Here is a 10,955-nt window from a genome sequence, read left to right as displayed (position 1 = left end):
CTCAGATCCACCGCCCGACGAGCCGGGCCCGGGGGCTCAGATCCACCGCCGGACGAGCCGGGTGCGGGGGTGCATGGGTTCAGGGCGCGGGGCTCAGAGTTGAGGTGATCGAGGCGATCGCGGATGGGCCGACGCGGCAGCAGCCGCCGACGAGGCGGGCGCCGGAACGCTGCCAGCGGGTGGTCCGGGCCGGGTCGAAGGCCGGACCGCCGTGCCAGCGGCGTCCCTCGGCGTCCCACTGCTCACCGCTGTTGGGGTAGACGACGACCGGCTTGCCGGTGGCCTCGGCCGCCACCTCCACCGCCCGGTCCGCGTCCGCGGGCTCGCAGCAGTTGACGCCCACCGCGATCACCTCGTCCCGGCCCGCGGCCAGGGCGAAGGCGTCGGCCAGCGGCTGCCCGGCCCGGGTGCGCTCCCCCGCGATCGTGTACGAGAGCCACACCGGCACCCCGACACCCTCGACGGCCCTCAGCATCGCCTCGGCCTCGTCGGTGTCCGGCACCGTCTCCAGCGCGAGGACGTCGGGCCCCGCCTCGGCCAACGTCTCGATCCTCGGCCGGTGAAATCGCTCCAGCTCCCGCACGCTCCTCCCGTATCGCCCCCGGTACTCACTGCCGTCCGCGAGCATCGCCCCGTACGGCCCGACGGACGCCGCCACCCACACGTCCGACCGGTACGACGCTGCGCTTCGGGCCAGCTCGACACTGCGCCGCAGCAGCGCCGACGCCTCCGCCCGGCCGACCCCGCGCCGGGCGAACCCCTCGTACGTCGCCTGGTAGCTCGCCGTGATGAGCACCTGCGCGCCCGCCCGCAGATAGGCGGTGTGGGCGGCCTCGATCTGCTCCGGGGCGTCGGCGAGCAGCCGGGCCGACCAGAGCGGGTCGGACAGGTCGCAGCCCTGGTCGGCGAGCTGGTTGGACAGCCCGCCGTCCAGCACCAGCGTCCGGCCGGCCGCGAGCAACTGCCCGAGGCCGGGCCTGCCGTCGGCGTCGGAGCCACGGCCCGCTCCAGGCCCGCGATCGGAGCCGGGCCCGGGCGGCACTCCGCCGACCGACCCCGCCGGGGGCACGGGTGGTGTCATCGGCGCTTCACCCCACCTGGGACTGGACCTGGGACGAGATCAGCTCCAGGTGGTCCAGATCCGAGAGGTCGAGGATCTGGAGGTAGAAGCGGGTGGCGCCCAGCTCGGCGTACCGCCCGATCTTGTCGACCACCTCGGCGGGCGACCCGGCCAGCCCGCTGGCCTTGAGCTCGTCGACCTCCCGGCCGATCGCCGCCGCCCGGCGGGCCACCTCGGCGTCGTCCTTGCCGACCGCCACTACCAGCGCGTTGGAGTACACCAGGTCGTCCGGGGCGCGCCCGGCCTCCTTCGCCGCCGCGCGCACCCGTTCGAACTGCCGGCCGCTGTCCTCCACCGACGCGAAGGGCACATTGAACTCGGCCGCGTACCGGGCCGCCAGCTCGGGAGTGCGCTTGGCGCCCATCCCGCCGATCAGCACGGGCACCTTGTCCTGAGCGGGCTTCGGCAGCGCGGGCGAGTCCTTGAGCTGGTAGAACTTCCCGTCGAAGTCGAAGGTCCCGCCGACCGGCGTCCCCCACAGACCGGTGACGACGGCCAGTTGCTCCTCCAGCCGGCCGATCTTCTCCTTGGGGAACGGAATCCCGTACGCGGTGTGCTCCGCCTCGTACCATCCGGCGCCGAGTCCGAACTCGATCCGGCCGCCCGACATCTGGTCGACCTGGGCCACCTGGATGGCCAGGACGCCGGGCAGGCGGAAGGTGCCCGCGGTCATCAGGGTGCCCAGCCTGATCCGGCTGGTCTCCCGGGCCAGGCCGGCCAGAGTGATCCACGCGTCCGTGGGTCCCGGCAGCCCGTCCCCGTCCCCCATCACGAGATAGTGGTCCGACCGGAAAAAGGCATCGAACCCGAGGTCCTCGGTCGCCTTGGCAACGGTCAGCAGCGTGTCGTAGGAGGCCCCCTGCTGGGGCTCGGTGAAGATTCGGAGATCCATTCCTCCATCCTGCATCAGCTTCCGGTCGCCCGGAGGTCGGGGTCGGGGCCCGGATCGGGGCCCGGATCGGGGTCGGCCAGCACGCGTACCCGGTCCTTGGCCTCGTCCAGGGCGTCAAGGGCCTCGATGCACTGCCAGTACGCCTCCTCGCCCGCGGCTGTGCAGACGTACTCGACCAAGGCGGCCCCGATCTCGCCCAGCAGGTCCCGCAGCGCGCGCACAGTGGCATCCGGGTCACGGACCCCGGTCAGCCGCAGCGCCCGCGGCGGCCCCGCCCCCGTGGCCGTGACCACGGACGCGGGCTCCACCCGCACCGTCGGCCCCACCCCCTCGGCACCGTCCACAGGCCCGCACGGCACCCCCGGCCCGCTGCCGGCCCCGGCCTCGGTCCCGTACCCCACCCCCTGATCACCCGAGCCGCCCCGCACCTCGGACCCGCCCGGCCCGCCCGTCTCCCCGGCCGGACCGCCGCTCCCCCGTCTCCCGCCCAGCAGCCGCCCGACCGCCTCCGTCAGCTCGTACGCCTGCCATGCCTCCGCGATGACGTCCTCCGGCCGCGAGCTCCCCCGCATCGCCCGCTCCGCCTCCGCCACCAGCCGTGCCGCGTCCATCTCCCGCTCCCGTCCGTCCACGGGCCGCGACTCCGTACCGCCGCCCTGTGTCACTCAGCGTGACAGAACTCGGGCATCACGGAAGGGGCGGACGGAACATCTGTGGACAGTCAGCGCATTGTGGATAACTCGCTCACCCGGAAGAGGGATTGAGACCGGAGGCGCGACAAGAAGCCAGGCGAGGAGCCAGGTGAGAAGCCCGACGGGAAGTCACCCGGAAAGCCACAGACAAGGAATCAGGCAGGAGCGTCCGGCTTCGGGAAGCGCACTTCGTTGCGGTCGATCTTCGCCGCGAGCGCCGCCAGCACATCGATGCCCAGCACCTCGCAGAACTGCAGCAGATACGCCATCACGTCCGCCACCTCGTCGCGCACCCGGTGGGCACTCTCCGCGTCGTCCATCACCGCCGCGGCCTGCTCGGGCGTCAACCACTGGAAGATCTCCAGGAGTTCGGACGCCTCGACGCTGAGCGCCACGGCGAGGTTCTTGGGAGTGTGGAAGGGCTCCCAGTGGCGGGAGGCCGCGAAGTCGGCGAGACGGCTCTGCAGGGCGGCGAGGTCGTGGTGTTGTTCGGTCACCCCGCCTGGTCTACCTCATCCTCGCCGTCCGCCGCCGGGCCTTCCACCGACGTGCTCTCGGCCGACGCGGCACCCGCGGCGGCGCCGCCCGCGATCGCGCTGCCCACCGTCGCCTCGACGCCCCCGGCCTGCTCCGCGCCGAGCACCGTCAGCGACACACCGTCCAGACCCTCGGCGCACGCCGCGTCCTGCACGGTCCCGAGCAGCCGGATGTGCCCGCGCGCGGCGGCCACCCCGGCCAGCCGCAGCAGTTCACGCGCCTGCCGCCGGTCGAGGCCGAGGTCGAGCCCGTCGCCCACCACTGTCAGCACCTGGCCGGCCGGCAGCAGTTCCGTACTGGTGTCGACGTCCAGCACGCCCGGCCCGGTGAGCAGCACCAACGCCAGGGCCAGGAAGCGCAGTTCGCCGTCGCCGAGCCGGTCGATCGGCACCATGCCGAGCCTTCCCCGGTCCACCGCCGCGATCACGCCGTCCAACTCGGGGCCGCGCCCGTCGCCCGGCACCCTCGCCGCCACCGCCCGCAGCCCCTCGACCGGGCCGCTACAGGCCGTCCGCACCGCGTTGACCAGGGCCGCGTGCCGGGTGACGCACTCGCCCTCGGTCCTGGCGAGCACCGCCGACAGGTTGTCGCAGACGGCCCGCAGCCGTCCGTCCCCGCGCGGCACGGGCGCGCGCATCAATTCCGGGCGCGGACCGACCGGGAACACCCCGCGCAGGGCCACCACGACCTGTTCGGCCGCGGCGAGCACCAGCCGCTGGCCTTCGGTGCGTCCCGCGACGCGCAGCGGCAGCAGCGCGGTGGCCAGCCGGTCGTCGGGCAGCGGGGCCCGGGTCACGGCGACGGCGCCCGCGGTGTGCCAGGCCGCCTGGACGGTGGGCCGGGCGGGGTCGCGCAGCGCGGTGGTCAGCAGGGTCTCGCCCGCGCCGGTCAGCCGCTCGCCCACGATCCGCAGCGAGGGCTCGGCCTGCACCGCGACGTCCAGCCGCACCGGGCCGAGCGGCCCGGTCACCGTGCAGCCGATCCGGAAGCCCCGGCGCCCCTGCGCGTCCGGCCGCGCGCCCTGGGGTACGCAGGCCGCGGCGCCCCCGCGTACGGCCGAGTCGGGGCCGAAGACCTCGTGCAGGTCCGCGCCGCCGGCCAGCCGGCCGAGCGCCGAAATGCCTTCGAGCACGCTCGACTTGCCGGTGCCGCTGCCTCCGGACAGCAGGGTCAGCGGCCCGAGTCCGAAGGTGGCGCCCCGGTGCGATTTGAAGGCGGAGAGCCGGAGTTCGGTGACGTGGGGTCGCTGGTGGCTGGTGCTCATGGCCGCGAAGGTAATCATGGTCCGCAGTGCCGAACCGTTCCAGCAGGCTCTTTTTCGCTCGAACGGGTGATATTCCGCATGATTCATTCGACTTCTGGAAACGAACCCTTCGGTCCTCTGCCCCGGTGTCCCGCCGCACGGCCAAGACCGCCACGGACCGTACAGTCCCGGCCACCGCGCACCGCGTTCCCCACCACCGCGCACCCGTCGCCCGGGCTGCCCCGCACCTGCCGCTCACCTGCCGCTCACCTGCCGCTCACCTGCCGCTCACCGCTCACTGTCAGTGCCCGCCGCTACCGTGGCGAGCGTGAAGACAAACACGGACGCACCCCACTACATCGCGCTCCTGCGCGGAATCAACGTCGGCGGCAAGAACCGGCTGCCGATGCAGACCCTGCGCGACCTGCTGGCCGCGATAGGCGGTTCCGACGTGCGCACGCATCTGCAAAGTGGCAACGCCGTGTTCGCGCACGAGCAGCGGGACCCGAAGGTCCTGGCCGCGGACCTGGAGCGGGCCATCGCCGCCGAGCTGGGTCTGACCGTCTCCTGTCTGGTACGGACGGCGGCGGATCTGCGGCGGGTGGTGGAGGCCAACCCCTTCCCGATGGAGGGCGTCGACGGGTCGCGTTTCGTCGTGGTCTTCCTGTCCGGGCCCGTGCCGAAGGACCGGCTGGCCGCGATCGACCGGGAGGCGTACGCGCCGGACGATTTCCGGCCCGGTGAGCGGGAGATCTACGCCCGCTTCCCCAACGGCATCCACAACTCGAAGCTGGCCGCCCTGCTCGGCGACCGCCGGCTCGGCCTGACCACCTCGTCCCGCAACTGGAACACGGTCACCAAGCTCCTCGAACTCGGCGGGGGCTGACCGATGCGCGCGGAGACGGTCAGGACGCGGGAAAGGCAGGGGTCCGCACTCGTGCGTGCCCCTGCCCGCCCCGCCGTACGGTTACTTCCTCGCGACCAGCAGCACGATCAGCACGACGGCCAGTGCCGCCACCACGGCGGCGACGATCTTGCCGACGCTGTACGGACGCTGGCCGGTCACCTCGCCCGTGCGCGCGTTCACCATCACCTGCCAGCTCTTGCCCGCGTGCAGGTAGCTGAGGAACCACACCGGCAGCAGGAGCAGCTTGAAGGTGAGGTCGAAGTAGCGGGTGGAGACCGACTCGACCCGCTGGTCGTCCCCGCCGATGTCCGTGCGGCAGTCGTCCTCGATGACGGGCGCCATCTTTGCCTTGGCGGTCTCCAGACCCTTCTCGGGCTCGATGTCGTAGCGCACGGTCTGGAAGCCGGCGAGGTATTCGGCCTGGTAGGGCTTGGCCTCCTCCTTCAGCGGCCAGGGCTCCAGCTTGTCGAGCTGCTCGGCGGCGACATGGGTGGTCCCGGCCACCAGCACGTCGTCGAAGGCCCGCTGGACCGTGCCCGCGACCGGGTGCCAGCGGGTGTGCCGCACCTGCCGGGTCTTGGTGACGGTCTCACCGTTCTCCACGGTGGTGTACGCCTCGGTCGTGTAGTAGTACTCGCCGCGTTCGCCCCGGTAGTCCGAGACGGTCGAGGCGTCGTACGTCCAGTGCGGCAGGTAGCTGCCCTTGAACGTCTCGGCCTCGGTCACCTTCTTGAGGCTCTTGGGCGCGAACCAGCGCGACGAGGTCCACTTGCGCAGCGCCTCGCGCGCGGAGCCGCGGTCGAGGCCGAACGGGACGACGGCCTCCGGCACGACCCGCTCGGTCAGTTCGGGGTCCGCGACGAGCGCGGTCGCGCAGAACTGGCAGCGGGCGGAGAGGTCGTCGCTCTCGGTGTGGGCGCCGCAGCTGGGGCAGACGAAGGCGTGCGCCTGGCCCGGGGCGGTCTCCCTGCGCACGGGCGGCAGGCTCGCCAGTTCCTCGATCGAGTGCTCGGTGACCTGTCGCGGCACGGCCGCGACCGCCTGCTCGGCCCCGCAGTACGGGCAGCGCAGCGCATCCGAACCCGGCGCGAACTCCACGGTGGCGCCGCACGACTGGCACGGGTACGTGTGCGGGGCGGCGGTGCCTGGCGCCGCGGCTTCGGCGGCGTTCTGCTCATCGGTGCTCATGGTGGTGGCTCTCCCCCGTACGGATCAGGACTGCGGCGGCAGCGGCGGCGGGACCGCGGCGAAGAGCGGTCCCACCTCGGGGACCTGTTCGGCCGGAAGCCAGCCGGGCATCCCTTCCTTCCAGACCAGCGAGGCGCGGGTCATGGTTCCCGCGCCGATGAGCCCGGACAGCGCGGCGGCGTCGTACGGGCCCTGCTGGGCTCCGCCGACACCGACGAACCACTGCGCCTGCTGCGGCAGCGGCGGGGGAACAGCGGCGGCCGGGGCGGCAGCGGGCGCCGGAGCCGGTACGGGGGCGGCGGGTGCCGGAGCGCCCGGTGTCTGCTGCGGGTTGAGCGCGGCGGCCATGCGCTGGCCCATCGCCACGCCGAAGCCGAGCCCGACGCCCTCGCCGGCACCGCCCTGGTTGCGCGCGGCGTCGCCGATCGCGTTGGCCGCCTGGAACTGGGTGTACTGGTCCAGATTGCCCGCGATGCCCATCCGGGAGCGGGTGTCGATGGCGGCCTCGACCTCGGGCGGCAGCGAGATGTTCTCGATGACGAACTTGGGGACGGCGATGCCGACCGAGGCCAGTTCCGCGGTGAGGACCCCGGCCAGCCGGTTGCCGATCGCGTCCTGCTGCGTGGCCAGGTCGAGCATGGGCACGCCCGCGGTGGCCAGCGCGTTGGAGAGCCGTCCGACGATCAGCTGCCGCAGGTATTCCTGCACTTCCTCGGTGCGGAACTGCGGGTCGGTGCCGGCCAGTTCGCGCAGCAGCGCGGCCGCGTCCACCACCTTCGCGGCAAAGGAGCCGAAGGCCCGCAGCCGGACCATGCCGAACTCGGCGTCCCGGACGATGACGGGGTTCTGGGTGCCCCACTTCATGTCGGTGAACTGACGGGTCGTGACGAAGTAGACCTCGGCCTTGAACGGCGAGTTGAAGCCGTACTTCCAGCCCTTGAGGGTCGACAGCAGCGGCAGGTTCTGCGTCTCCAGGGTGTACGTCCCCGGTGTGAAGACGTCGGCTATCTGCCCCTCGTTGACGAAGACGGCGACCTGCGACTCGCGCACGATGAGCTTGGCGCCCATCTTGATCTCGTTCTCGTAGCGTGGAAAGCGCCACACGATCGTGTCGCGGCTGTCGTCGGTCCACTCGACGATGTCGATGAACTCTCCACGAATCCTGTCCATCAGGCCCATGGCTTCACCCCCCGGCTTCCTGTGTTGTGCGTGTACGACAGGTGTGCGCCGGCCGGCGCGGTACGTGGCCCGTCCCCGCCCCGTCCGTGCGCGACGGCACGGGAAAACATAGCAACCGCGGGCCCGGTTCCGCCCGGAACGCCCCCGCCGGCCCGGACCGCGCCCGCCCCCGGGGGGAGGATGCGGTCCGGGCCGGCCGCCGGACCCGGCTCAGAACCAGCGCGGAACGACCGGGATCTCGCCGGTGCTGCTGCCCAGCCGGCGGGCGCCCCGGCCGGTGAGCCAGCGGACCAGGTCGCCTGCGGTGCCCGTGATCGTCGGGCCGCCGGCGCCCAGGACGATCGGTTCCCGGTCCTGGGCGGCGAGGGTGAGGTCCACCTGTTCCCCTCGCCGCTGCCAGGCCCTCGGCACGTCGGCGAGGAGTTCGTCGAGCAGGTCTGCCGGGAAGTCGCCCGCCCGCGCTCCGTCGTCCAGGTCGACGGCGTGCACCCAGACCTCGCGGGCACGCATCCAGGCCGTCTCCCGCGCGGGCACCAGACGTCCCTGCGCGGTACGGACCGTCATGTCCCAGCCGGGGCCGGGCAGATCGCGCCACTCGACGTCGAGGTGCGCGGCGCTGTGGGAGAACAGGCTCCGCAGGGCGCGGGCCGGGAGGGTGGCGCCGTGGCGGATCTCGGTGTCGCGCTGCTCCGTGGAGGCGTACATGGGCGTCTCGACCCCCGTGGCCGCCCACTCGACGAGCCGGCTCAGCGCCCGGGCGTTGTAGCCGACGTGGGCGACGAGGTGACGGCGGGTCCAGCCGGGCAGCAGGCTCGGGCCGTCGAGCCCGGCGTCGGTGAGCCCGTCGAGACAGCGGGCGAAGTACGCCGTGCCGAGCCGGGCCCAGGCCAGTTCCCGGGCGGGGGCGTCCGGGGAGTCGTACCGGGCGCCGGGGCCCTGGCGTTCCCGCAGCGCCGCACGGGCCTCGTACGGTGTGCCGCCGCTCATGTCCGTGCCGCTTCGGCCGGTTCGGCCGCTTCGATCGGTTGCGCCGATTCGGCCGGTTCGGCGACGGCGGGGTTCACCAGTTCGCCGATGCCGTCGATCGAGGTGGTCAGCGTCTGGCCGGCCCGGAGGTAGCGCGGCGGCTTGCGGGCGTGTCCGACCCCGCCGGGCGTGCCGGTGGCGATGACGTCGCCGGGTTGAAGGGTGACGATCGTGGAGATGTACCGCACCAGCTCGGCGGGGCCGAACACGAGGTCGTCGATCGTGGTGTTCTGGAGTTCCTCGCCGTCCAGCCGGGTCGTCAGCCGCGCTCCCGGGGTCATTTCGTCCGGGGTGACGAGGACCGGGCCGAAGGGGGTGGTGTGTTCCCAGGTCTTGCCCTGGAACCACTGCGTGGTGCGGTACTGGTAGTCGCGCATGGTGACGTCGTTGAGGACCGAGTATCCGGCGATCGCGGCCACCGCCTCCTCGGCGGACGCGCGGCGCACCCGCCGCCCGATGACGACGGCGAGTTCGCCCTCCCAGTCGACGCGGTCGGACTCGGCCGGGAGCAGGATCTCGTCGCCGGCCCCGATCAGGGCCTCGGGGTACTTGGCGAACAGCGTGGGGTACTCGGGCAGTTCACGGCCCATCTCCAGGATGTGGCCGCGGTAGTTGAGCCCGACGCAGACGATCTTGTCCGGCCGGGGTACCACCGGGGCCAGGTCCGCGGTGGTGAAGTCGTGCCGGGGGCCGTCGGCCCGGGCCGCCCGGTCGAGGCCGTCGGCCCGCAGCAGCGCGCCGACGTCCTCGAACCCGGTCTCGACGGCGGTCCCGCCCTCGACGCGGACGGCGGCGGTCGTCCCGCCCACCCGTATGGTCGCCAGCCTCATCGCTGCTCTCCCTCGATATGCGTACGGTCGTAGTGCAGACGCTCCATGACCGGGGCGTCCGAGAAACGGAACAGGTCGAACTGCTCTTCCGCCCGCAGGGACCAGGGCACCCACGACGGCACCACGAACAGGTCGCCCTTGGTGAGCCGGTGCTCCCGGCCGTTCAGGACCGCCAGGCCCCGGCCCTCGAACACCTGGAAGACGCTGGAGCCGACCTCCCGCCGGCTGGGCAGATCGGTGCCGGCCCGCAGCCGGTGGAACTCGGCCCGGATCGTGGGCATCACATCGCCGCCGGTTGTGGGATTGGTGTAGCGGACGGCCGCGTGGCCCTGCTCGACGGTGGCGGGGTGCCCTTCCTCCTCCAGCAGGAGCTGCTGGGTCAGCGCCGCGTCGGTGTGTTCCCACCGGTAGGCGCCGATCGGGGACGAGACGGTGTCGCGCAGACCGGAGAGCGGTCGCAGTCCCGGGTGGCACCACAGGCGCTCGGAGCGGGAGAAGTTCGGGGTGGCGAGGTCGGTGATCCGCTCGCTGCCGAACTCGAAGAACCCGGCGTCGGCGTAGTGGGCGAGCGGGATGTCCAGACCGTCGATCCACGCCATCGGCCGGTCGGTCTCGTTGTGGTGCCCGTGGAAGTGCCAGCCCGGGGTCAGCAGGAAGTCGCCCCGGGACATCCGGACCGGGTCACCGTCGACGACTGTCCACACGCCCTCCCCCTCGATGACGAAGCGGAAGGCGTTCTGCGCGTGGCGGTGCTCGGGCGCGGTCTCCTTGGGCCCCAGGTACTGGATCGCGGCCCACAGGGTCGGGCTGACGTACGGGCGGCCGGGAATACCGGGGTTGGCCAGCGCGATCGCCCGGCGCTCACCGCCGCGTCCGACCGGCACCAGGTCGCCGGCCCGTTGCGCCAGCGGGTACAGCGTGGACCAGCGCCACACATGGGGGACGGCCTTGGGCCGCGGGTGCGGCGGCATGAGGTCGTCGATCTGGGTCCACAGCGGGATCAGGTTCTCGGTCCCGAAGTCCTCGTAGAGGCGGGTGAGTTCGGGGCTGTCGCCCTGTGTCATCCGGTTGACGGCCGGGCCGGGGCCCGCGGCTCCGGGGCCGGCCGGTAGCGGATCGGCCGGCCCCGGCTCGGCCGGTACGCGGCCGACCGGAGCGTGGTCCTGGGTTGTCATCGTGGCCCTCTTCTCTCGGTGCGCCCGGTTGCCGCCGGTGCCGCCGGCGCTGCCGGCGCCGGCGGATCGCCCGGCGCGCTCGTACCGCGCCCCGCCCGGTCACGGCGGCAGACCGGCGGCGGGGGGCGGCCCTCACAGGGGAGACGATAGGCATACGTTTGCGCAG

At 72.9% G+C, this 10,955-nt stretch carries 11 protein-coding genes; 1 reads left to right on the top strand and 10 read right to left on the bottom strand.

Translation table 11 applies throughout. The features are described from left to right. Positions 1–79: 79 nt before the first annotated feature. The 5 genes from mmuM to OHA30_RS28050 all read right to left on the bottom strand — a co-directional run bounded on the left by mmuM (position 80) and on the right by OHA30_RS28050 (position 4,505). Positions 80–1,081 carry a homocysteine S-methyltransferase gene (gene mmuM, locus OHA30_RS28070; protein WP_328916666.1) on the bottom strand — a complete coding sequence of 334 codons (1,002 nt, stop codon included), beginning with the start codon at positions 1,079–1,081 and terminating at the stop codon, positions 80–82. A 7-nt stretch (positions 1,082–1,088) separates the two neighbouring features. After that, entirely contained in the window at positions 1,089–2,012 is a 924-nt protein-coding gene (locus tag OHA30_RS28065) for an LLM class F420-dependent oxidoreductase (RefSeq protein ID WP_328916665.1), read from the bottom strand. Between the two features lie 14 nt (positions 2,013–2,026). After that, positions 2,027–2,644 carry a DUF6099 family protein gene (locus tag OHA30_RS28060; RefSeq protein WP_328916664.1) on the bottom strand — a complete coding sequence of 206 codons (618 nt, stop codon included), beginning with the start codon at positions 2,642–2,644 and terminating at the stop codon, positions 2,027–2,029. Between the two features lie 215 nt (positions 2,645–2,859). Then, positions 2,860–3,201, bottom strand: coding sequence for a nucleotide pyrophosphohydrolase (locus OHA30_RS28055; RefSeq protein WP_328916663.1), 342 nt, complete (start codon positions 3,199–3,201; stop codon positions 2,860–2,862). Continuing rightward, positions 3,198–4,505 (bottom strand): ATP-binding protein, encoded by a 1,308-nt coding sequence (locus OHA30_RS28050; protein ID WP_328916662.1) that lies wholly within the window; start codon positions 4,503–4,505, stop codon positions 3,198–3,200. The genes OHA30_RS28055 and OHA30_RS28050 overlap by 4 nt, the downstream gene beginning before the upstream one ends. A gap of 307 nt (positions 4,506–4,812) precedes the next feature. Here OHA30_RS28050 and OHA30_RS28045 point away from each other — a divergent pair, with 307 nt between their 5' ends. Further along, entirely contained in the window at positions 4,813–5,370 is a 558-nt protein-coding gene (locus OHA30_RS28045) for a DUF1697 domain-containing protein (protein ID WP_328916661.1), read from the top strand. Positions 5,371–5,451: 81 nt separating this feature from the next. On the opposite strand, the gene OHA30_RS28040 is transcribed toward OHA30_RS28045, so the two are convergent. The 5 genes from OHA30_RS28040 to OHA30_RS28020 form a co-directional block, all read right to left on the bottom strand. Beyond that, complete coding sequence (locus tag OHA30_RS28040; RefSeq protein ID WP_328916660.1) at positions 5,452–6,579, bottom strand: hypothetical protein; 1,128 nt, start codon at positions 6,577–6,579, stop codon at positions 5,452–5,454. A 24-nt stretch (positions 6,580–6,603) separates the two neighbouring features. Beyond that, positions 6,604–7,749: an SPFH domain-containing protein gene (locus OHA30_RS28035; protein WP_328916659.1), complete on the bottom strand. Its 1,146-nt coding sequence runs from the start codon at positions 7,747–7,749 to the stop codon at positions 6,604–6,606. A gap of 219 nt (positions 7,750–7,968) precedes the next feature. Beyond that, positions 7,969–8,745: a maleylpyruvate isomerase family mycothiol-dependent enzyme gene (locus OHA30_RS28030; protein ID WP_328916658.1), complete on the bottom strand. Its 777-nt coding sequence runs from the start codon at positions 8,743–8,745 to the stop codon at positions 7,969–7,971. After that, the gene (locus OHA30_RS28025) at positions 8,742–9,614 is read right to left on the bottom strand and encodes a fumarylacetoacetate hydrolase family protein (RefSeq protein WP_328916657.1); all 873 of its coding nucleotides are present in this window, start codon (positions 9,612–9,614) and stop codon (positions 8,742–8,744) included. The genes OHA30_RS28030 and OHA30_RS28025 overlap by 4 nt, the downstream gene beginning before the upstream one ends. Continuing rightward, positions 9,611–10,678, bottom strand: a complete 1,068-nt coding sequence (locus OHA30_RS28020) for a cupin domain-containing protein (protein WP_328918023.1) — start codon at positions 10,676–10,678, stop codon at positions 9,611–9,613. The genes OHA30_RS28025 and OHA30_RS28020 overlap by 4 nt, the downstream gene beginning before the upstream one ends. Positions 10,679–10,955 lie beyond the last annotated feature (277 nt).

It is taken from the genome of Streptomyces sp. NBC_00223 (assembly GCF_036199905.1).
Classification (GTDB): Bacteria; Actinomycetota; Actinomycetes; order Streptomycetales; family Streptomycetaceae; genus Actinacidiphila.
This window is presented reverse-complemented; position numbering and strand designations above follow the sequence as displayed.

Coding starts and splice junctions, on each gene's coding strand:
- OHA30_RS28065 (WP_328916665.1), bottom strand. CDS start 2,012: ATGGATCTCCGAATCTTCACCGAGCCCCAGCAGGGGGCCTCCTACGAC.
- OHA30_RS28025 (WP_328916657.1), bottom strand. CDS start 9,614: ATGAGGCTGGCGACCATACGGGTGGGCGGGACGACCGCCGCCGTCCGC.
- OHA30_RS28050 (WP_328916662.1), bottom strand. CDS start 4,505: ATGAGCACCAGCCACCAGCGACCCCACGTCACCGAACTCCGGCTCTCC.
- OHA30_RS28020 (WP_328918023.1), bottom strand. CDS start 10,678: ATGACACAGGGCGACAGCCCCGAACTCACCCGCCTCTACGAGGACTTC.
- OHA30_RS28035 (WP_328916659.1), bottom strand. CDS start 7,749: ATGGACAGGATTCGTGGAGAGTTCATCGACATCGTCGAGTGGACCGAC.
- mmuM (WP_328916666.1), bottom strand. CDS start 1,081: ATGACACCACCCGTGCCCCCGGCGGGGTCGGTCGGCGGAGTGCCGCCC.
- OHA30_RS28040 (WP_328916660.1), bottom strand. CDS start 6,579: ATGAGCACCGATGAGCAGAACGCCGCCGAAGCCGCGGCGCCAGGCACC.
- OHA30_RS28030 (WP_328916658.1), bottom strand. CDS start 8,745: ATGAGCGGCGGCACACCGTACGAGGCCCGTGCGGCGCTGCGGGAACGC.